This is a genomic window from Massilia sp. W12, from assembly GCF_037300705.1.
Classification (GTDB): domain Bacteria; phylum Pseudomonadota; class Gammaproteobacteria; order Burkholderiales; family Burkholderiaceae_D; genus JACPVY01.
On the sequence record NZ_CP147776.1, the window covers coordinates 189,454 to 209,566 of the forward strand.

Here is a 20,113-nt window from a genome sequence, read left to right on the forward strand (position 1 = left end):
ATGCACGATGGATTGCGCGGGACGCCATGCTGACGCTGCCGCAACTGCTGATCGCCCTCGGTTGCGGCTTGATCATCGGGATTGAGCGCGAGCGGCGCAAAGCCGCCGCCAATCCGCGCGCCTTTGCCGGCGTGCGCACCTTCGCGCTGACGGCGCTGGCCGGCGCGCTCGCTGGCGCCTGGAATCTGGCCTTGCCCGGCGCTTTGCTGGTGGGTGGATTGTGCCTGATTGCATATTGGCGGCAAGACAATGATGATCGCCACATCACGACCCATCTGGCTTTGTTCATGGCGTATTTGCTGGGCGCCGGCAGTCTCGCCAATCCGGCGGTGTCTGCTGGTGCGGCGGTGATGATTGCGATTACCCTGCACTGGAGCAATGCGCTGCACCGCTTTTTGCATGTGTCCCTGAAAACGGATGAATTGCGCGACGCTTTGTGGCTGGCGGCCGCTGCGCTGGTGGCGCTGCCCTTGTTGCCGGATGCGCCGCAAACCTGGTTGCTGGGGGCCAATCCGCGCCGCTTGTGGGGGCTGGTGGTGCTCTTAATGTGTTTGCAGGCGGCCGGATACGTGGCCTTGCGCATCAGCGGCCCGCGCCTGGGGCTGGCCTTGTCCGGCTTCGGTTCCGGCTTTGTCTCCAGCACCGCGACTACTGCCGCCATGGGTTTGCGCGCCAAACAGCAACCGGAATTGATGACGGCATGCGTCAGCGGGGCCTTGCTTTCGACTGTCGCCACCTTTGTTTTATTGCTGGTGGTGTGCGCCACGGTGGCCCCGGCGCAATTGGCGAATCTGGCGCCATCCTTTGTCGCCGCCTTGCTGTGCGCTTGCGGCGTAGCCGGTTTCAGCTTATTGCGTCACGCCAAAGGCGGCGAATTTGTACAGCCCAAGGGGCGCGCCTTCAGTTTGCGTGAGGCGCTCGCGTTCGCCTTGATTTTGAGTGTAGCCACTGCCAGCGTTTCTTTTGCGCATACCTATTTTGGCGCAGCGGCAGTTTTGCTTGGCGCTGCGCTGGCCGGCTTGGTTGATGTGCATGCGGCGGCGGCGTCACTGCTCACCTTATTAAGTCATACCGCCTTGCCGGATGGTCAGGTGCAGCTGGCGATTTTGCTGGCGGTCAGCAGCAATACCTGCAGCAAAATATTGGCCGCCAGCATGGCCGGCGGCGCTGCATTCGCCTGGCGCACCGGCGGCGGCCTGATCTTGATTTTGCTGGCGGCCTGGGCGCCGTATGTGTGGCGCTTGCTTGCATGAAGCTGTCATCAGCCTGGTTTGGCGGCTGCGCCGCCGCCGTCCGGCACATCCTGTACAATGAGCGCGCTATCCACTTTGTTTTGCGACGATGAATACTGCCGCCCGCCTCCTTGCCATTCTGACTATGCCGCTTTTGCTGGCTGCGCCGCCGGCGCAGGCGGAGCGCGCTGACGCCAAAAAAGAAACCCAGATCCAGTCTGTCAAAGCGGATTATGACTCGGTGCGTGAAACCGGCAGCTTCAGCGGGAATATTCAGCTTACGCGCGGCAGTTTGAAGATGAGTGGAGAAAAGCTGGATTTCGCCAAAAATGCCGCCGGTTACCAGGAATTCGTGTTGCTGGGCGCGCCGGGCGCACGCGCCAGCTTCCGCCAGAAAAGCGATCAGGGCGAAGATGAATGGATTGAAGGCGAGGGTGAGCGCATCGAGTATTCCGATCAAAAGGAAGAAATGAAAATCCACGGTCAAGCCGTGTTGCGCCGCATGGAAGGCAAGAGGGTGATTGAGCAGGTGCAGGGCGCCCTGGTGATTTATGACAGCCTGAAAGAAGTTTTCCGCGCGGTGAATGACAACAGCGGCGCCGCACAGGCCGGCGCGCCACGGGTGACGGTGGTGATTCAACCGCGCAGCGAGAAAAAAGCAGCCGACAAACCGGCAGAAAAAGCAGCTGACAAAGCGGCGGCCAAACCTTGAGGCAATTCAGCGCTGCGCCGCATAGCTCTCCAGCCAGCGCTTGAATTTATCGCCGGCAAAAGCCGCCGCTGCGGCTTGATCAAAACGGGCAACCGCCGCAGCATCTGCGCGCTGTGCGTAGCCGAAGGCGAATTTCTCTGCCGGCAGCGGCAAATCCAGCAGGCGCAAAGGCATGCCATCTTTGCGTCCCCACCAAATGGCGGAATAGGGGTTTTGAAAAAACACCGCGTCCAGCCGCCCCAGCTGCAATTTTTTTAAATTCACGCTTTGCCATGTCGGCGAAAATGAAAAATCCCAATCCACTGCAATGTCTTTGAATTCCGGCGGCAATTGGCTGCCGCCGACCCAGCCTATGCGCTTGCCGCTCAATTCCTGCAAGGATGTCACCTTGCGCCAGGGCGAGGCGGGCGTCACCGCCAAAAACGAGCGCGGCGCAAGCCATGCCCAGCTGGCGCGCTGCATGCCGGAATGCGTGCTGTTGCCGGAAATCAATAAAACATCCAGGCTGCCTTCTTTGAGCGCCTGCTTGGCGCGTGGAAATGACATGACCGGCAGAAATATCAATTTCACGCCGGCCTTGGGAGCGACTTCATTTTGCAAAAATTCAGGCAAGGCGCCATATAAAGCCTGATCGCCTTCGCCCATCATCATGGGCGCCACCAGAAAGCCGCCCACGCGCAACACTGCTTCGGCGCAAACGGGGCCGCAAGCGACCGCGAATAAGAGGCAAAGCGCGCTTTTCATGTGGTTCTCCCGGATGCCGGATATTGCATTATCGGCAGTGGCCGGGTGTAAGACAAGGCGGCCCGGCGGGATGAGTTTATGCCGCCGCCAATTTTTGCCGCCAACGCGCAACCGCCTGCAACACTTGCGCCGGGGCGGTGCCGCCTACCAGATTGCGCGCCGCCACTGAGCCTTCCAGGCTGAGCACGTCAAACACATCCGCGCCGATCAGGCTGCTGTAGGTTTGCAGTTTTTCCAGCGGCAAATCGGCCAGATCGCAGCCGGCCTGTTCACAGTCGCGCACCGCATGCGCCACGATTTCATGCGCATCGCGGAAGGGCATGCCCTTCTTCACCAGATAATCCGCCAGATCAGTGGCGGTGGCGAAACCTTGCAGCGCGGCGGCGCGCATGGCTTGCGGCTTGAGCGTGATGCCGCTGCACATATCGGCGAAAATACGCAGGGTGTCGGTGAGCGTATCGACGGTGTCAAACAGCGGTTCTTTATCTTCCTGATTGTCTTTGTTGTAGGCCAGCGGCTGGCCTTTCATCAACGTCAGCAGGGCCACCAGATGGCCATTCACACGGCCGGTTTTACCGCGCGCGAGTTCCGGCACATCGGGGTTTTTCTTTTGCGGCATGATCGAGGAGCCGGTGCAAAAGCGGTCAGCCAGATCGATAAAGCCAACGCGCGGACTCATCCAAATCACCAGTTCTTCGGAAAAGCGCGAGATATGGGTCATGCTCAGCGCGGCGGCGGAACAGAATTCGATGGCGAAATCGCGGTCTGACACGGCGTCGAGCGAGTTGTGGCAGACATCCTCAAAACCGAGCAGGCGCGCCACTTCGTAGCGGTCAAGCGCGAAAGTGGCGCCGGCCAGCGCGGCGGCGCCCAGCGGCAGGCGGTTGACGCGGCGGCGGCAATCCGCCAGGCGCTCGGCGTCGCGCCCGAACATTTCCACATACGCCAGCATATGGTGGCCAAAGGTCACCGGCTGCGCCACTTGCATATGGGTGAAGCCGGGCAGAATGGTGGCGTGTTCGCGCTCGGCCAGATCGACCAGGGCGCTTTGCAGGGTGCGAATCAATTGCAGGATATCGTCGATGGCGCTGCGCAGATACAAACGGATATCGGTCGCCACCTGGTCATTGCGGCTGCGTCCGGTATGCAGGCGCTTGCCGGCGTCGCCGACCAATTCGATCAAGCGTTTTTCAATATTCAAATGCACATCTTCCAGCGCCAATTGCCACTCGAAGCCGCCACCCTCAATCTCCTGACGGATTTGCGCCATGCCGCGTTCAATATCCGCCAGATCGGCCGCGCTGATGATGCCCTGCTTGGCCAGCATCGCCGCATGCGCCAGCGAACCCTGGATGTCGAACAGCGCCATGCGTTTGTCAAAAAACACCGAAGCGGTGTAGCGCTGCACTAATGCGGAAACGGGTTCGGAAAAACGCGCCGACCAGGCTTTGTCTTTGCTGGAAAGTTGTGATGTCATGGCTTTACCTTGAACGCTATCTTGAATTGCATCATTGACGGGTGATTTTCGCACTGCAGCAAATGATTATAGCGGTTTTGATAAGAGGCCAAATACAGCGCTGTTTGTGGCCGCGCTTTGCGCGGCGCAAGGAGGCGTGTCTGGCTGGCGCATTCAGCCTGCGGGTGTCGCTGACTGTTGCGGAGGGCCGGCTTTAGCCCTGAACCGTTGCCAAAGCATGAGCAGGCTGCACAGCAAATAGGCCGGCAGGAATATGTACAGCATGATGCCGCCGTAACGGATTTCTGGAAAGAGACGGAGTAATTCCAGCAGTAAGGTCAGGTTGATGAGGCACAAAACGGCATGCGCCGCATTGATGGAGGCGCTATACCGTTCTTGCAGGGATTTGCGCATAAATGCGCTCAAAGGCCAGCAAAAAAGCGCGAATAACTGCAGCCCATGCCAATTTTTGTTTTGCAGCGCATGCGCTGGCACAAATTCCACCGTTTTCCTGACCGGATTGGGCGCTGCTTGAGATGCCTGCGGTTGCGCGCCGATGGCGTCAGATTTCAAGCTGCATTGCGCCAGCGGCAGGAAGAAACAGAGCAAAATGCCAAGGGAAAGCAGGCGTTTGAGTTTGAGCAGCATCATATGCACTTTCATCAAGCAGGGCTGTCGTGCGACAGCAAGGTGAAATAGATGGTATGCCGTCACACAAGGCGCCGGCCATATCCAAACCCCACAGTCTTTTGCAGATTATGCATTATGTTTGAATATGATTTCATGTCAATCGCACTATTTTTACAAGTGATTTGCGCAGCGGCGGCCTGGCATGCAGTGCTTCTGGCCGCTTATTTTTTGGCGTGAAAGCGCACAATCCGTATTTGCATCGCACAGCTGATCGGCTGCAAAGCCTGCAACATCAGTTCCAATGCCCCCTGTTCGCCAAAACCGCCTGTGCCAGCGCCAATTACAGGAAACGCGATGGATTGATAAGACTGCTGCTGCGCCAGTGCGATGGCGGAAGCGACGCTGTCTTGAATCGAGGCCCGGCTGGCGCGCCACCACATATTGATGCCGGCCACATGGATGATGGCTTTATGTGGCAGGCGCCCGGCGCCGGTCTGCACTGCGCCGCCGAGCGGAATCGGGCCCATGCGGCCCAATTCAAAAAACGGCTGCAAGCCTGCGCGCCTTTTGATGGCGCCGGATACGCCTTGCGGCAAGAGCAGCCACCAGGGGATGATATTCCTGTTCCAGGCGTTGACGATCACATCCACCTCTTGATCGAGGAGATCGCCATGGATAATCTGTGCGGTCGCCATGACTCTGTTCTTTTCTTGAAAAAATAGTATTTTGCTCAGGATCGCCCTGATTTGCATTGTTTCGCCCGGCAATGTGATCAACGTGGTTTGAGCGCCGACCAGCGGCGCCGGTTCACCTTTGAATGTGGGATAAAATGGAATATCCCCATCGCCCTGAATCATCCCGTGAAAAGCCCTGCCCGACAAGCCGAATTGCTGGCCCCCGATTGCTGCAATATCGGCGTCTTGATGCGCACCTTGCTGGCCGTGAATCTGCTGGTGTTTTGTGCGGAACTGCTGCGTCAGGGGCAGTGGCGGCAAGCCTTGTTTTCTTTTCTGGAGCTGGCCATGCTGCTTGAGTGGGCTACGCTCTTGCTCTTGTTTGCCTTGTGCGCTTTGCGCCGCTTGCTGCAGCGCTTGCCGGCCTTGCCGCCAGCCTGGGCGCAACGCGGTCTCTGCCTCGCCCTGCCTGCGCTCTTGGCCGGCGGCATGATCGCCCCCTTGCAGGGCGGCGATTGGTTTGCCAGCACCTATCCACAACTCAAATGGTGGAGCGCGGCAATCGGCGGCGCGGTGTTTGGCCTGGCTGTGCAGCATTATTATGAATTGCGCAACCGCGCCTTTTCCCCGGTTCTGGTCGAGGCGCGTTTGCAAGCGCTGCAGGCGCGCATCCGTCCGCATTTTTTGTTTAACAGCTTGAATGCGGTGCTGTCGATGATACGCAGCGAGCCGTTGCGCGCTGAAACCACCTTGGAGGATTTGGCCGATTTATTCCGGGTCTTGATGCGCGATGCGCGGGATTTGACGACATTGGGCGAAGAAATCAAGCTTTGCCGTCAATATCTGTCGATTGAAAAAATCCGTCTCGGCGAGCGCTTGCAAGTGCGCTGGGACATGACCAACACCACAGACGGTTTATTGCGGCGTGCGCAAATGCCGGCGCTGCTCTTGCAACCTTTGCTGGAAAATGCGGTGCATTATGGAATTGAGCCATATCCCAAGCCGGGCTTGATTACGGTGCGCATCACGCGTTCAATCGACAGAATTGAAATCGTCATCATCAACCCGTGCGACCCGCACAAAGAAGTCGAATCCGGCAATCAAATGGCGCTCGGCAATATTCGCGAACGGCTGGCCTTGTTGTACGATGTGGAGGCGCAGTTGACGCATGGCGTAGTGGACGGCAGTTATGAAGTGCGCTTGCGCTTCCCCTATGTGCGGGTGGCGCAGCCAAGCGCGGCGGCTTCAAATAAGAAGACAGGATCATGATCAAGATTTTTATTGTGGACGATGAAGCGCCGGCGCGCGTGCGCTTATCCACCTTGTTGTCGGATATTGCGGCAGAGTGCCCGCATGAGTTGGTCGGGCAGGCCGATGGCGCAGAACAGGCGCTGCAATTGATTCCGGAAAGTGGTGCGCAACTGGTCTTGCTGGATGTGCAAATGCCAGGCATGACCGGGCTGGAGTTGGCGGCGCATTTACAGAAATGCGACCATCCGCCGGCGGTGGTGTTTGTCACCGCGTTTGATGAATACGCCTTGCAGGCGTTTGAAGTGCATGCGCTGGATTACCTGGTCAAGCCGGTGCGCGCGCAGCGTCTGGCGCAGGCGCTCAAGCGCGCCGCCGCGATGCTGGCCACGCCGGCATTCGCTGCCCGGCAACAGGAAAAACTGCAGCAAACTTCGCAGCAACTGCGTCAGGCGCGCCAGCATTTTTCGGTGCAGGAAAGAGGCCGTGTGCTGCTGGTGCCGGTGGAGGAGGTGCTGTTTTTGCGCGCAGAGCAAAAATACGTCTGTTTGCGCACCAAGAGCCGCGAATATCTGATTGAAGAATCGCTGGTCTCGATTGAAGAGGAAATGAAAGAGCGCTTTGTGCGTGTGCACCGGAATGCCTTGGTGGCGCGCAATGCGATTGCCGGCGTGGAGAAAGGCGTGGCGGAGGCGGGCGAAGGCGCGGGGCAGGAAGCCTGGCTGGTGCTGGTGCGCGACACCGCGTTTAAATTGCCGATTTCGCGCCGCCAGTGGCCGATTATCAAGTCGCTGGTGAAATAATCAGTTTTCTTCGCCATCCAGCCGCAGCACGTCTTGCGCCTGTTCGCCCGGCAGAGCTTCGACCCCTTTGAGTTTGCGCTGCATCTGGCGGCTGCGCGTTTCCGCGCTCTCAATCTGGCGCGCCGCGCGTTCCAGCGATTCACGGGTTTTGGCCAGCGCATCGCCGAATTTGCCGAATTCGGTTTTCACCGCGCCCAGTACTTGCCACACTTCATGCGAACGTTTTTCCAGGGCGATGCTGCGAAAACCGATTTGCAGACTGTTCAGCAGCGCAGCCAGGGTGGACGGCCCGGCCACCATCACGCGCGCATTGCGCTGCAATTCATCCGCTAAGCCCGGCCTTTGCATGGCTTCAGCGTATAAGCCTTCGGTGGGTAAAAACAGAATCGCAAAATCGGTGGTCCAGGGCGCCGCCAGATATTTTTCGGCAATGGTTTTGGCTTCCAGCCGCAATTGTTTTTCCAATTCGCGCCCGGCCTGGGCATGCGCTTCCAAGTCGGCGCGTTCTGCGGCTAACTGCATTCTTTCATAAGCTTCTTTGGGGAATTTGGCGTCAATCGGCAGCCATACCGCTTGTCCTTCCTGACTCGGCAGGCGCAAGGCGAATTCGACCCGCGCATTGCTGCCAGGCACGGTTTCGACATTGGTGGCGTATTGTTCCGGCGTGAGGATTTGTTCAAGCAGCATGGCGAGTTGCACCTCGCCCCACACGCCACGGGTTTTCACATTCACCAGCACCCGTTTCAAATCGCCCACACCGCTGGCGAGTTGCTGCATTTCGCCCAAGCCTTGATGCACTTTTTCCAGACGTTCGGAGACGATGCGGAAAGATTCGCCCAGGCGCTGCTCCAGTGTGGCATGCAGTTTTTCATCCACTGTTTTGCGCATTTCTTCCAGTCTTTGCGCATTTTCCTGCTGCATTTCGGCCAGTTTTTCGTTCAATGTGCCGCGCACTTCGAGTAAGCGCTGCTGATTATTTTCACCGATTTGCTGCAGCCAGGCTTGCAATTGCTGCTGCTGCGCGCGCGCCATTTGCAACAGGCTGGCGCCCAGTTCATTGCGCGCCTCGCGCGCCTGCTGCTCTTGGCGCGTGGCCGCTGCTTGCGACTGTTGTTGCAATTGCGCGGCCAATTGCTGCAATTGTTCGGCAAAACGGTGTAATTGCGCGCCCTGGCTTTGCCCCAGCGTGTTGAATTGTTGCAGGGTGTTTTGCTGCAATTGGCCGAACATGCCATGCAATTCCTGGCGGGTCTGGCTGGCTTGGGCTGCGATTTCCTGCGGATCAGGGGCGGCTGCGCCGCTTCCTTTGCGCCACTGCAGAATTTGCAACAGCACAATCAGGGCCAACAGCAGCAAGATGGCGATTTCCAGCAACATGATGATCAGCCTTGGGTGTTACGCATCCAGTCTGCGGTTTGGTAAAAAGCCTGCATCAGGCGCAATTGCAAATCTTGCGCCACGCCCTGTTCCTGCATGGCCCAGGCCATACAGCGCAGCCATTGGTCGCGCTCGCTGCTGGCGATGCTGTAGGGCAGATGGCGCGCGCGCAGGCGCGGATGGCCGAAGCGCGCGACAAACAGATCCGGCCCGCCCAGCCAGCCGGATAAAAACCAGAATAATTTATCGCGTGAGCCGCTCATATCCTGCGGATGCAGGGCGCGGATGCCGGCGAACTCCTCTTCCAACTCCATCAAATCATAAAAACGGTCAACCAGGGCGCGCACTGCTTCTTCGCCTCCGAGTAATTGATATGGAGTGATTTTCTGTGAATTGCTGTTGCAAGGGATTTGGCTGCTTTGATCCATCGTGACAAGGGCAGCAAGTAACTGCCGTATGTAGAAAAGGATCAGATAATACTATGGCTACCACAGACGCGCGGGGAGGATATGCTGAAAATAGGGAAAAGATGCGACTGGGAGGCGCACGGTGGTGAAATTTCGATGTGCCATGAAACGATAATCCTTGCAAGGCTTGTTACGTGACCGCAGTGCAGAATCGGTGATTACGGTGTGGCTTGCAGAATTTTTAACCAGATGCCAGCAGTTCATGGAAGTATTGCAAGACTTCCCGCCCATTTTTCTCTGGGGGGTAAACCGGGTAAAACGCTTTCAGGATGACTCCGTTACGAACCGCCAGTGCACAGCGTTTTTGCAAAACCTGCTCTGCAACAGTGAACGTCGGTAAGCGAAGTGCATGGGTGAAAGCTAACTTTTCATCACTCAAAACAGGGAATGGGAGGTGCAGGCGTTGCGCCATCTCGCTTTGATATTCGGTGCTCTGCACGCTCATTCCGAACACGGCAATTTTGAGGGCTGTATATTCGTCGAACAAATCCCTGAAGCTGCAAGTTTGCGGCGTGCAACCCCTTGCGCCAGGGATGCTGTCCCAGTCTGAAACGATGGGCGGTTTACCCGGAACTCCGGTGCGTGGATAGATAAATAAAGCTAGCAAGCCTGGCTGCGCAGAGATGTCAAGCAGCACACCGGAGGTGGACATCAGTCTAATCTGCGGCAGCCGCATACCGGGCAAATGATCCGCCAGATGATCATCTGGCGGATGTGGTAAATCGTCTGGAATGGTGTGTATGTCGCGCGTCATTTTTAATTGTCTGTGACTGTGTCTTATAGGCCGTAGCGGGGAAAAGCATATGGCTCGATGGGCAGGCAAATGGTTTGCCAATTAGTGTATTGGGCGATACTCCATTCGCCACCGATCATCCCGATGCCGCTTTCTTTCATCCCTCCAAAAGGGCTGCGGATGTCGCGAATTACGGTTGAATTGACCCCTACCGTCCCCGCTTTGATCTGACGTGCGTAGTGAATCGCTTTCGATAAGTCCCGGCTCCACACCATGCCGGCTAAGCCCATCGATGTATCATTTGCAATTTCAATCGCATGTTCTGCATTATTGGCTTTAATTACGCATACCACCGGGCCAAAGATTTCCTCCTGCGCCATAGCGTATTTATTATCAACCCCGGTGAATACCGTGGGACGTAGATAAAACCCTTTGTCGAATTCCGGGGGGCGTACGCCACCGCAGGCCAGTTGTACCCCATCCTGTTTCGCGCGTTCAATGTATCCCATCACATGCTGCAGATGCTGCCGGCTGACCAGTGGCCCCATTTCGGTTTCCAGATTTTGAGGGGCGCCGACTTTCATATTATTTGTTCTATGCACCAAAGATTCAACGAATTGATCGTACGCCGCTGCTTCGATAATGATGCGAGAACCTGCGATGCATACTTGACCATTGCTTGAGAAGCAACTGAGCATGGCTCCATCGACTGCTTTTTCCAAGTCGGCGTCGGCCAAAATCACGGTCGGAGACTTGCCGCCCAATTCCAGCAGTGTTCTTCTGACTGTGTTGGCGGAGTAACGCAAAACTTCTTTGCCGATATCGGTGCCGCCGACAAAACACACGCCATCGATTAATTTGCTTTTAATCAGAGCGCTGCCGCAAGGCTGTCCCGGTCCCTGGACAATGTTGACTACTCCAGGCGGCAAACCGACCTGGGTGAATATCTCGCCCAGTATGGCGGTGGTGACAGGTGCTACTTCAGAAGGTTTGATCACACATGTGTTGCCACTGATCAGGGCGGCGGCAAGATTTATGGTGGAAACCGTCATTGGCGCATTCCATGGTGTCACGATGCCGATCACGCCGAGCGGCGTGGGAATGGAAACATTCCAATACGAGTTGCCAACCGGGACGCATTTGCCGAAAATCCGCTTACCTTCCTCGGCAAAAAAACGGAAGTGCTCAATCGCTCTTGGCAGGGCTCCATATAAGCAAAGCGTATGCACCAAGCCCGTGTCCTGGCTTTCCAGGCTTGCCAGTTCCGCAAGGCGGGCTTGCATTGCGTCGGCGATGGCATGTAAATACGCGCCGCGCTCTTGCACCGTCATTCTTTTCCAAGGTCCATGATCAAACGCTTCGCGGGCCGCCAGGATTGCGATTGCAACATCTTCTTCGGTCGCTGCCTGCACCACGGCAAGCGGCTCTTCGGTTGCCGGGTTGATGGAGTGGAAATATTGTTGTGAATTGCCAGCGTACGTCTTGCCGTTTATATAGTGCGAAATTTCAAGCATGTCTTGTACCGTAATGATCTAAACGAGCGGGCATAACTGCTGAAAACGGGCGTTTCCAGCCAATCGGCCAAATGCCTGATTCGCTGCCTCGACCGCCTCGTCCAGCACTGTATCGCTATGTTCACAACTCAACCAGCCATGCGTGCGGTGCATATCAATGCCAGCCGCCAAAAACTCGCGGCGCAACAGATTATATGCTGGCGTATTGCCCTTGATCAGTGGAATCACTTCCGCCGAGGGTTTTACCGCAGTCCCGGCGGCAACCGCGCCCAGCACGATGTGGATGATTGAGGCCTGATGGAATAAACGCAAATCCAGGTTGTGCTTCTGTGCAGTATGGTTGAGCGCAGTCACAAATTGGGCAGTTCGCAAGTTGACGGCGTTCTGCATAGATCCATCCTGCAGAATTTGCAATGTTGCCAAGCCGGCTGCAGCGGCCAGCGGATTGCCATTGAATGTGCCGCTATGGGCGACTTTACGTTGGCTGTCGATATCAAAGCATTGCATGATGTCAGAGCGACCGACAAGGGCTGCACCTGGCAATCCGCCACATAATACCTTGGACAGCGTGGTGATATCCGGCATTACTTTTGAAATTTCCTGCACGCCCCCGGGAGCGTAACGGAAACCGCTCATCACCTCATCAAAAATGAGCAGCGTACCACTGGCGTTGCAAGCTTGGCGGATCGCTTTTAAATATTCCGGGTCGTAAGGAAGCAAGCCGCTGCTGCCGCCACCCGGCTCCAGTATCAATGCAGCGACCAGATGATCCTGCAACAACTCAGTCACGGAATCAATTGACCCGGCGCGTGCCAGACGGATGTGGGAGGCAGCGTGCGGATGTGAGCCGATTGGCCAGTTTGAAGCGAATGCGGAGAGCGATTCATCGTGCCAGCCATGGAAGTGACCGTCAACGCGGACAATGTATTGGCGACCTGTGCACGCGCGCGCCAGACGCAGCGCCAATAGGGTGGCTTCGGTGCCGGAAGCGCAAAAGCGGACTTGCTCTGCGCTCGGAATCATTTGCACCACTTGTTCCGCCCAACGCACCAGCAATGCATGGTTGCCGGACAGATGCGTCCCACGGGAAGCCTGTGCGATTAATGCTTGGCTGACTTCGGCTCGATTATGTCCTAACATCATTGCGCCATGCCCCATCCACAAGTCGAGATAGCGCTTTCCGTTCACATCCCATTTATATGGGCCATTTGCATGGGAAAACACGATGGGATCAAAATCACAGATCCAGCTGTCATGTGTCACGGTTCCGGCGAGCGAGGCGCGCGCTCGCGCCTCCCAGTCTGCGTGTAATTCTTTCGGCATGAAGCAAGCCCGCACTTATCAGTTGATATACTCGGATACGCAGATTGCGCGGCGCGGCAACTGTTTATCCTCGCGGTCGTAATAGGCTTCAATGCCTTCAAAGAACAAAATAAAATATTTTGCCAAACTACGAATGACGTTGACCACGCTTTCCGCTTCGCGACGCGAAATATAACCACTATCGCGATAGAACTCTTCGAACAGGGTCTTTCTGTGATCCAGCGCTACGTCGATCATTGCATGCTTATGCATACCTGCTAACATGGCTTTTGCAAAGGGGTACAGTTCGACCAGTTTTTCATGCGAGGCAATCAAATCATTTGCATTTTTAAAGCGCACATCAGCTTGCATCAGCGTGAATACGGCTGAATAGCACATAGTCCCATCCATTGCCACTTCATTCAAGAAATTAATCAGTGCACGGGTTGTAGCCAAAGGAGGCGCAGTTAACAGCGCGTCTCTGTCAAAACCAGAATTGATCAGGCCGTGCAGAAACAATTCAGCATGATTCGCTTCTTCGGAATATTGCGAAGATAATTTTTCCCGTACTTTTATGCTGTCGCGGCAATTCGCCACACCCATGGCCATATATTCATTGGCGGCATCAACATAATGCGTCATTTCGATACCCCAGCCAAAAATGACAGATTGGCTGAGTTGCCCGGCCATCATCTTTTTCCAGAACGGCTGCACCCCAAGATGTTTCCGCCAGAAGGCGGATTCAGCCAGAATTGCGTCTACGAAAGCTGAGCTGTCGCTCCAATCTTTGATCGCCGCAGTCGTATCCAATACAATGCCTTCTGCGATCAGATATTTAACGACAGCCAATAATTTTTTGCTATCTACGCCAGTCATATCTGCAATCGCCTGTACACTGCGGATTGCAGTAAACAGATGAGCAGTTTTAAAAAGAACCGCAGCGGAATCACCTGTGAAATTATAAGTGTTTTCCGGGGCTGAGATGGTCAAGGCTTCACTGTTGCCAGTGATGTTTAAATTTGATAACAAAAGCGGGTGGATTTGTTCTTCAAATTGAATTGGGCTGTTCTCTGCCATATATCACACGATCAGTTGAATTGACGGAATGAATGCGGCCGTAAGGCCTCTTCCAATGTTTTTGCGCCATAATGTTTCTGCATATCATCGGACCAAGCCGATAAGTGCTCAACGAGCGTACGCGCAGATTGCAGCGCTTGATTCGCGCGCTCCATTTCCAAAACAGGCAATTCAGCGCAAATTTTTTCCAGCCAGTCATTGTGACCGTAATCTTCATCCAAATGCGCATGATCTACCAGCGGTTTGATGATGCCGATTTTATCAGTGTCAAAGTGTTTGCTCAGCAAGTCAAAAAATTGCATGGAGGAAACGCGATTTTCACCGGTCGATTCCAGGAACGCAGAGCATGCTGCGTAGGAAATCGGATCACGACGCGCGCACTCGCGCATGTGATTCATGATCGCCATTGTGCTGGGAAGTGGGTTATGCTGTCTAACTTGTTGCTCAGTCATTCCCGCTAACTTCAGCGCTTTCATGAAGAAGTGATGATGATTGTATTCTTCAGTGAAGTGTTTTGAAAAGTGTTGACGCATTTTTTTATGCTTGCACGCCGCACTGACTGCGGAGAGGCGGATTGTGGCGCCTTCGATAAAATAGAAATTTTCCAGCAACCAGCCCATAAATTCAGTCCGGCTGGCTGAGCCATCAGTCAGCCGCACCCAGAAATCGTGGTGGAAAACATTTTTTTTCCAAATTGGAAAGATGTTCCGGCAAGCTGCGGCGAAGTCGCTTGGGGAAATTGTGAGCTGACATGGTTTATCCAGAACTTTAATTAAATCAAGCCTCTGTAGATCTCTAATAATTGCTTTTGTGGCTTCAGGAGCCATCGCATGATCATGTATTAATTTTTCAAGCTCCTCATTTCCATTCATGGCTAGCAAGAATTTTTCAAGAGAGGCGTGAGAAAATCCGCTGACAGCCACTTCCAAGCCATTAAGTGCAATGTGGGTCTTTGATGTCTCGGGATGGTGAATCAACGCTGCACCGGATCTGAGGATGGGATACTGCATTTCTTTTCCTTTTTCCTGATTAACAACTTTAACAGATTGTTGAAAAATGGGTGTTAAATAGTAGGCTTAGTCATCTATGTCGCCACATCAAGACGGGTAAGTCATCAGAAGCTTAGCGCGATGTAAAGAATTGCGATTTTCGAACCTTGTTTGGGTTTCTCGTCATCACATTTTCAAAATGGAGCCGTCATTCACGGCTCCATTTTTTTGGTGCTTGATGAATAATATTTAATTATTTCATCATTGCGCCCAGAGCTGCGGTGTTTGCAGCCGGGGACTTAACAACTTCAACTGCTTGAGCTGCGCCGCCGCTCACTGCTGCGATTTCTTCAGCGGACAGTTCTTTTTCGTTTGCAACATTGGTATTGATAGCGTTCATTGAAATTTCCTTAGAAATGAAAAGTGGGTAGGATAGCTTGTATCCAGAGATAGCCAAGGATATGGCTGCTAAGGATCATACATTATTATTGAATAATGTCAAGGGGCTGTAAGTGAAGGAGTGGGGTAATCGAATGAAGTCGACTGGAGATTCTCTGTTAAGCCCGTTTTTGGCGCATCTCGTTATAAATGTTTTATCTTTTAAATCAAAGACTTGTATCCAGTCGTTGCTTTTGCTGAGTTGAAAATGCATGCTTGATGAAGCCAGGAAAAAGCTTTGCGGGATAGATGGATGCTAATAAAACAATAATTTTACCATTTTCTTCAGCACTGATTCACTATCACATCCGCGCACGACGGATCAAGCCAGGATTTCTGTATAGCGAGGCGGCTCTGGTGGTGTAACTGGGCGTTGAAAAAGGGAAAATAATCTGACTTCTGATGCTCTTGTGAAACGATGTTCTTGGAAAAATAGCGCGAGAAATTGCCTGTAGGAATCTTTTGTGGCGTTCTTCATGTTTTGAATAAAATGTTTGCATGTGTCGAGAGAGTGTTTGCAATGCTGAAAAAGGTGACTATTCAACCGCATTCAGGCCAAAAAACGTAGGCTGGGTTGTGTTTAGCGATAACCCGGCGTCCGACAGCGGTGGATCAACAAAAAAATGGCGCGTGGGATAAGCAAGATTGGCCACAGACGTTCAAACACCTTGAAAAAAGTTCCCAGAATAGATACGTCGGGGGGGGGCAGTCACAAAAAAGTGCAAATCCCCATAGGGAAGCACTGATTAATTTAACTTATAAGTAAATCCACGTTCTAAGTCATTGATTTTATTGGGATATAACAACCTGCTGTTGTATTAAATCAGCATTTCCATAGGTTCGCTTATCGGGGTTACAGTCAATTTTTCATCATGATGCCACCTTGCCGATGATCGCTTCTGCAAGGCTGCTTTTAAAAATTCATTTATTTTTTGCAAGAGACTCTTCTAGCTTGAAAAATGACAATCGAAGTGAATATTTTCTTTTGAGCTAAATTTGAAATTAATTTTCAGTTAAATTCAGCATAAAAATGCGAGAAAGGGGTACAAAATTTTTCCAACTGGTCGGTAATTTGCGCTCGAAAACCCGGGCGGAAAGACCTGTATTTTTGCTTGCCGCCGGCGTACCCCTTGCCGGATGTTTTGCAGGTCAGCGACTGATGCGGATGCTTCCCATTATAGTACTTCAAGCGTTGTATTCTGTCAGCCCTTTGAGTACTGTGCAGCTGAATGGAGTTGAATCTATTCAGGGGGGGGCAATACGGCGTTTTTTCGGTGGCGTTTGATCATGATGCAAGGATGGCGGCAGCTCGTTCAGTCAGGGGGGGGCGGCTTGCCGCCGCCGGTAGCCAAGGATTATCTATCTGGTTTTGTATTGGTCCATTGCCAGTATGCGATCCGCGCTTTGAATCGTTTCTGTACGGTGCGCAATCGAAATACGGGTGATTGATAATTGCTTTAGCGCCGCGTTGACCTGTTGTTCTCGCGCCGGGTCCAAATGGCTGGTTGCTTCGTCCAAGAACAGGACGCGCGGTCGACGATATAACGCTCGCGCCAGTAGTACGCGTTGTTTTTGGCCGCCGGATAAGACTGTCCCCATATCGCCAACCAAGGTGTTGTATCCCATCGGCATGGCGCTGATGTCTTCGTGGATTGAAGCCATGCGCGCACATTCCTGGGCCCAGTCCAGATCAGGCTGGGGGTCAAAGAAACAGATATTCTCCGCCAATGAGCCGGCAAACAGACTGTCATCCTGCATCACGCAGGCTACCTGCTGGCGAAAAGCGGATAAACCATATTTGTGCAGTGGTTTGCCGTCGATCAGGATTTCGCCTTCAGTTGCTGGAAGTACTCCAAGTAAGAGATTGAAAAATGTGCTTTTACCGCAACCGGATGGGCCAGTGATCGCCAGCGACTCGCCTGGGCGGATGCTGGCGTTGAGTCCGTCCAACACCCATGGTTCTTGCTCGCTGTAGCGATAGCGCAAGTTTTTGACTTCAATCATTGGCGAGGTGGTGGGCGCACCGCCGCCTTCTGCTGTTTTCGCGTGGGGCAGGGAGTGTTGGTCTTCATCCTCTGCTTTGCTGAGCACAATGTCAGCTAAACGCTCACCTTGCAGTTGCAACATGTGTAATTCAAACAGTTTATCGATCAGGGACACTGTACGACCATTGAATTGAACTTTGTAAGCATGAAACGCCATGAATGCGCCGACCGAAAAATTCCCGGCGAGCACCAGCTTTGCTCCAAGCCAGATAATTGCGATGCCAGCCAGTCCAAACAGGGCGCTGTTAGCCACGCGGAACATTAACATGTATTTTTGCCCGCGCAAGTCGGCGTTGATTTGATTGGTCAGCAAACCTTGCCAAGCATTGTTGCGCTCGTGCTGGCGTTGGAACAGTTTGATTGCTTTAATACCACGCAATGTTTCCAGGAAATGGCTATTTTGGCGCGCTGAGTGTACGATATGCTCTTCGTTGGCACTGCGCAAAGCGTGATATGAGCTCCAGCGCAACAAGGCATATAGCGCCATATAGCCAAGTGCTACTGCCGACAGTAGCGGGCTGTAAAGCATCATCATGGCGACAATTACCAGCACCATCACACCATCCAGCAATGCTTCAATGAATGAGCTGGTCAGCGTGCGCTGCATCACGTCTACTGCACCGGTTCGGGACACGAGGTCGCCAATATGCCGCTTTTCAAAAAAATGTACCGGCAGGCGCAATAAGTGCGACAGAACATTTGCGCGCCATTGTAAATTCAGCTGGGCGCCGATGAATAATAAGACCCAGCTGCGCGCCGCCCCGATCAGATGCTGCACCAGTGTCAAGAAGGCAAAGCCCAAGGCCATGATCGCCAACAAATCGTAATCAGCGGACACCACCACATGGTCAATCACCCATTGCAAGAACAAGGGGTTGACCAAGACAAATATTTCCAGCGCCAAGGCCAGCATGATGACTTGGATCAGCGCAGATCCCATGCCATGCACCTGTCCTACTAAATCGCGCAGACGCACACGCTGCTTTTCCTCTCCATTTCTGAATTCCGGCGCAGGCCAGAGTTCAAGCGCGACACCGGTGAAAGAGTGTGAGAATTGTTCGATTTTCAATTCGCGTCGTCCAATGGCGGGGTCGATGATACGGACTTTATCACCGGACAAGCCTTCGAGAATGACAAAATGATTGAATTCCCAATGCAGGATGCAGGGCAGGCGCAGATTGCGTAAGTCTGCTAAATCAAGTTTTAAAGCGCGGGTATGCAATCCCAGGCGTTGCGCGCTTTGCATCAAACCTTGTAAATGCATGCCTTTCTGTGAAACTTGAAAGCGGTTGCGCATGCTGGCTAAATCGGAATGAAAACCGTGCCAGTCAGCAATCATGCACAGGCACGCCAAGCCACACTCACTTGATTCGCTTTGCAAGACCGGGCGCAATTTGCGGCGCAGGCCAAGTGTAAGTTGTTCTAAAATTGTCATGGTATCGCCCGTCATTAAAGTTTGCCGCTGACGCTCAGCAGGGGATCCAGCACCCATTCGTAAAGACGGCGACGTTCCTGCAATATATCGGCTTCCAATTGCATCCCGCTCTGCAATGCTTCATCCCGCCCATAGGCTCGTACTGTTTGCGACTCAAGTTTTACTACCACCTTGTGCAAGCTGTCGTTGCCGGCGTTGATTGCGCCCTGCACTTCGTGAGGTGGCAAAGCCACCCGTGAAACTGAGCTCACCCGGCCCTTGGCGTGACCGAATTTCTGATATGGGAAGGCTTGATAGCGCAATAAAACCGGTGAGCCGACGCGTATAAAACCGATTGCGCGGTTGGAGACATACAATTCGGCTTGTAGGCGCGCGTTATTTGGCACAATGTGCATCAGGGGGCGCGCCGGATCTGCGCTTTGGCCACGCTCCAGAGCAACCGCACTTACCACGCCTGCTTGCGGAGCGCGCAGGATCAGTCCTCGCCGTGCTTCGCTGACTGAATATTCCTCGGCTGCAGCGGCTTGCGCGCGCTTGAGCTGGGCCAGTTGCTTTTCATGCAGTAAAGGCGATTCCGCCAAGTTTGCTTGTGCTTCTTTGATTTGATTCTCAAGCTTTAACTTTTCTCTGAGTTGTCCTTGTAACAAATTGCTCTGTTCCAAGCTCTCCGCTTCGCGCGTCTGTAATTGTTCCAGGGCGATGAATTGCTGCGATGCGAGTTGGCGGGCGCGCAACATTGCATCTTGCGCTAATTTAACTCTAGATTGTTGGTTGTCAATCTGCATTTGCAGGCTGCGGACTTCGCTTTGCAGACCGGCGATTTTCTGCTGCAAAGCCAGGATTTGCTCGCGCTGCAGGCGGGAAGTTTGTTGAATCTCGATTTCAAGTGAATGACGGCGCGCGGCAATTTGGGCGCTCTGTTCAGCCAGACTGTTGCCGATCAGCGGGAGATGCTGTTCATTACTTAACTCAATCAGTGGCGCCCCCTGCGCCACCTGCTCGCCGGGACGCGCCATTACGTTCAGCGCAACTCCGCTTTGCGGCGCATATACTCTGATCAGCCCTGCATCCGGCAGTAACTGACCGCTGACAGTACTGCGCCGGGTATAACTGCCAAAGAAGAGCAGTGCTAATAAACACGCGCCAATTAACAAGCCGCCTGCAGCCAGGATGCGGGTGGGCACGGGCATAATTAATATCACTGTGCCATAAGCTCTGCTGCTTTGCGACTGCAAAG

Annotated in this window: 19 protein-coding genes; 5 read left to right on the plus strand and 14 right to left on the minus strand. The window is 53.9% G+C overall.

Going from position 1 to position 20,113, the window contains the following annotated elements:
- The first annotated feature begins 26 nt into the window (after positions 1-26).
- Together V8J88_RS00780 and lptA are read left to right on the plus strand one after the other, a co-directional pair.
- The gene (locus V8J88_RS00780) at positions 27-1,253 is read left to right on the plus strand and encodes an MgtC/SapB family protein (RefSeq protein ID WP_338847237.1); all 1,227 of its coding nucleotides are present in this window, start codon (positions 27-29) and stop codon (positions 1,251-1,253) included.
- Between the two features lie 88 nt (positions 1,254-1,341).
- Entirely contained in the window at positions 1,342-1,944 is a 603-nt protein-coding gene (gene lptA / locus V8J88_RS00785; protein ID WP_338847238.1) for a lipopolysaccharide transport periplasmic protein LptA, read from the plus strand.
- A 6-nt stretch (positions 1,945-1,950) separates the two neighbouring features.
- On the opposite strand, the gene V8J88_RS00790 is transcribed toward lptA, so the two are convergent.
- The 3 genes from V8J88_RS00790 to V8J88_RS00800 all read right to left on the minus strand — a co-directional run bounded on the left by V8J88_RS00790 (position 1,951) and on the right by V8J88_RS00800 (position 4,558).
- Positions 1,951-2,688: a transporter substrate-binding domain-containing protein gene (locus V8J88_RS00790; RefSeq protein WP_338847239.1), complete on the minus strand. Its 738-nt coding sequence runs from the start codon at positions 2,686-2,688 to the stop codon at positions 1,951-1,953.
- A 76-nt stretch (positions 2,689-2,764) separates the two neighbouring features.
- Positions 2,765-4,165: an argininosuccinate lyase gene (gene argH, locus V8J88_RS00795; protein ID WP_338847240.1), complete on the minus strand. Its 1,401-nt coding sequence runs from the start codon at positions 4,163-4,165 to the stop codon at positions 2,765-2,767.
- Positions 4,166-4,318: 153 nt separating this feature from the next.
- A complete protein-coding gene (locus V8J88_RS00800; protein ID WP_338847241.1) occupies positions 4,319-4,558 on the minus strand; it encodes a hypothetical protein in 240 nt (79 codons plus the stop codon).
- Positions 4,559-4,627: 69 nt separating this feature from the next.
- On the opposite strand from V8J88_RS00800, the gene V8J88_RS00805 reads away from it, so the two are divergent.
- Entirely contained in the window at positions 4,628-4,843 is a 216-nt protein-coding gene (locus V8J88_RS00805) for a hypothetical protein (protein ID WP_338847242.1), read from the plus strand.
- A 152-nt stretch (positions 4,844-4,995) separates the two neighbouring features.
- On the opposite strand, the gene V8J88_RS00810 is transcribed toward V8J88_RS00805, so the two are convergent.
- Positions 4,996-5,469, minus strand: coding sequence for a macro domain-containing protein (locus tag V8J88_RS00810; protein WP_338847243.1), 474 nt, complete (start codon positions 5,467-5,469; stop codon positions 4,996-4,998).
- A gap of 165 nt (positions 5,470-5,634) precedes the next feature.
- Between V8J88_RS00810 and V8J88_RS00815 the strand changes: the two genes are divergently transcribed.
- Both V8J88_RS00815 and V8J88_RS00820 read left to right on the plus strand, forming a co-directional pair.
- Positions 5,635-6,717, plus strand: coding sequence for a histidine kinase (locus V8J88_RS00815; RefSeq protein WP_338847244.1), 1,083 nt, complete (start codon positions 5,635-5,637; stop codon positions 6,715-6,717).
- The gene (locus V8J88_RS00820) at positions 6,714-7,499 is read left to right on the plus strand and encodes a LytTR family DNA-binding domain-containing protein (protein WP_338847245.1); all 786 of its coding nucleotides are present in this window, start codon (positions 6,714-6,716) and stop codon (positions 7,497-7,499) included. The genes V8J88_RS00815 and V8J88_RS00820 overlap by 4 nt, the downstream gene beginning before the upstream one ends.
- On the opposite strand, the gene rmuC is transcribed toward V8J88_RS00820, so the two are convergent.
- The 10 genes from rmuC to V8J88_RS00870 all read right to left on the minus strand — a co-directional run bounded on the left by rmuC (position 7,500) and on the right by V8J88_RS00870 (position 20,066).
- Positions 7,500-8,876 carry a DNA recombination protein RmuC gene (gene rmuC / locus V8J88_RS00825; protein WP_338847246.1) on the minus strand — a complete coding sequence of 459 codons (1,377 nt, stop codon included), beginning with the start codon at positions 8,874-8,876 and terminating at the stop codon, positions 7,500-7,502.
- A gap of 5 nt (positions 8,877-8,881) precedes the next feature.
- Entirely contained in the window at positions 8,882-9,304 is a 423-nt protein-coding gene (locus V8J88_RS00830; RefSeq protein ID WP_338847247.1) for a group II truncated hemoglobin, read from the minus strand.
- Positions 9,305-9,524: 220 nt separating this feature from the next.
- Positions 9,525-10,097 carry a peroxiredoxin gene (locus tag V8J88_RS00835; RefSeq protein ID WP_338847248.1) on the minus strand — a complete coding sequence of 191 codons (573 nt, stop codon included), beginning with the start codon at positions 10,095-10,097 and terminating at the stop codon, positions 9,525-9,527.
- Between the two features lie 23 nt (positions 10,098-10,120).
- Entirely contained in the window at positions 10,121-11,590 is a 1,470-nt protein-coding gene (locus V8J88_RS00840; protein ID WP_338847249.1) for an aldehyde dehydrogenase family protein, read from the minus strand.
- An 18-nt stretch (positions 11,591-11,608) separates the two neighbouring features.
- Positions 11,609-12,913 (minus strand): aminotransferase class III-fold pyridoxal phosphate-dependent enzyme, encoded by a 1,305-nt coding sequence (locus tag V8J88_RS00845; RefSeq protein WP_338847250.1) that lies wholly within the window; start codon positions 12,911-12,913, stop codon positions 11,609-11,611.
- 18 nt (positions 12,914-12,931) lie between these two features.
- On the minus strand, positions 12,932-13,969 hold the full coding sequence (locus tag V8J88_RS00850) for a hypothetical protein (RefSeq protein WP_338847251.1): 1,038 nt from the start codon (positions 13,967-13,969) through the stop codon (positions 12,932-12,934).
- 11 nt (positions 13,970-13,980) lie between these two features.
- Positions 13,981-14,979 carry an iron-containing redox enzyme family protein gene (locus V8J88_RS00855; protein ID WP_338847252.1) on the minus strand — a complete coding sequence of 333 codons (999 nt, stop codon included), beginning with the start codon at positions 14,977-14,979 and terminating at the stop codon, positions 13,981-13,983.
- 232 nt (positions 14,980-15,211) lie between these two features.
- Positions 15,212-15,358 carry a hypothetical protein gene (locus V8J88_RS00860; RefSeq protein WP_338847253.1) on the minus strand — a complete coding sequence of 49 codons (147 nt, stop codon included), beginning with the start codon at positions 15,356-15,358 and terminating at the stop codon, positions 15,212-15,214.
- 1,397 nt (positions 15,359-16,755) lie between these two features.
- Entirely contained in the window at positions 16,756-18,891 is a 2,136-nt protein-coding gene (locus V8J88_RS00865) for a peptidase domain-containing ABC transporter (RefSeq protein WP_338847254.1), read from the minus strand.
- A complete protein-coding gene (locus V8J88_RS00870) occupies positions 18,891-20,066 on the minus strand; it encodes an HlyD family efflux transporter periplasmic adaptor subunit (RefSeq protein WP_338847255.1) in 1,176 nt (391 codons plus the stop codon). Before V8J88_RS00870 ends, V8J88_RS00865 begins: the two co-directional genes overlap by 1 nt.
- Between the last annotated feature and the right edge of the window lie 47 nt (positions 20,067-20,113).

What these genes read in the sequence shown, in the direction of transcription:
- V8J88_RS00780 (WP_338847237.1), top strand. Translation starts at nt 27, where the DNA reads ATGCTGACGCTGCCGCAACTGCTGATCGCCCTCGGTTGCGGCTTGATC.
- lptA (WP_338847238.1), top strand. Translation starts at nt 1,342, where the DNA reads ATGAATACTGCCGCCCGCCTCCTTGCCATTCTGACTATGCCGCTTTTG.
- V8J88_RS00790 (WP_338847239.1), bottom strand. Translation starts at nt 2,688, where the DNA reads ATGAAAAGCGCGCTTTGCCTCTTATTCGCGGTCGCTTGCGGCCCCGTT.
- argH (WP_338847240.1), bottom strand. Translation starts at nt 4,165, where the DNA reads ATGACATCACAACTTTCCAGCAAAGACAAAGCCTGGTCGGCGCGTTTT.
- V8J88_RS00800 (WP_338847241.1), bottom strand. Translation starts at nt 4,558, where the DNA reads ATGCGCAAATCCCTGCAAGAACGGTATAGCGCCTCCATCAATGCGGCG.
- V8J88_RS00805 (WP_338847242.1), top strand. Translation starts at nt 4,628, where the DNA reads ATGCGCTGGCACAAATTCCACCGTTTTCCTGACCGGATTGGGCGCTGC.
- V8J88_RS00810 (WP_338847243.1), bottom strand. Translation starts at nt 5,469, where the DNA reads ATGGCGACCGCACAGATTATCCATGGCGATCTCCTCGATCAAGAGGTG.
- V8J88_RS00820 (WP_338847245.1), top strand. Translation starts at nt 6,714, where the DNA reads ATGATCAAGATTTTTATTGTGGACGATGAAGCGCCGGCGCGCGTGCGC.
- rmuC (WP_338847246.1), bottom strand. Translation starts at nt 8,876, where the DNA reads ATGTTGCTGGAAATCGCCATCTTGCTGCTGTTGGCCCTGATTGTGCTG.
- V8J88_RS00830 (WP_338847247.1), bottom strand. Translation starts at nt 9,304, where the DNA reads ATGGATCAAAGCAGCCAAATCCCTTGCAACAGCAATTCACAGAAAATC.
- V8J88_RS00835 (WP_338847248.1), bottom strand. Translation starts at nt 10,097, where the DNA reads ATGACGCGCGACATACACACCATTCCAGACGATTTACCACATCCGCCA.
- V8J88_RS00840 (WP_338847249.1), bottom strand. Translation starts at nt 11,590, where the DNA reads ATGCTTGAAATTTCGCACTATATAAACGGCAAGACGTACGCTGGCAAT.
- V8J88_RS00845 (WP_338847250.1), bottom strand. Translation starts at nt 12,913, where the DNA reads ATGCCGAAAGAATTACACGCAGACTGGGAGGCGCGAGCGCGCGCCTCG.
- V8J88_RS00850 (WP_338847251.1), bottom strand. Translation starts at nt 13,969, where the DNA reads ATGGCAGAGAACAGCCCAATTCAATTTGAAGAACAAATCCACCCGCTT.
- V8J88_RS00855 (WP_338847252.1), bottom strand. Translation starts at nt 14,979, where the DNA reads ATGCAGTATCCCATCCTCAGATCCGGTGCAGCGTTGATTCACCATCCC.
- V8J88_RS00860 (WP_338847253.1), bottom strand. Translation starts at nt 15,358, where the DNA reads ATGAACGCTATCAATACCAATGTTGCAAACGAAAAAGAACTGTCCGCT.
- V8J88_RS00865 (WP_338847254.1), bottom strand. Translation starts at nt 18,891, where the DNA reads ATGACGGGCGATACCATGACAATTTTAGAACAACTTACACTTGGCCTG.
- V8J88_RS00870 (WP_338847255.1), bottom strand. Translation starts at nt 20,066, where the DNA reads ATGCCCGTGCCCACCCGCATCCTGGCTGCAGGCGGCTTGTTAATTGGC.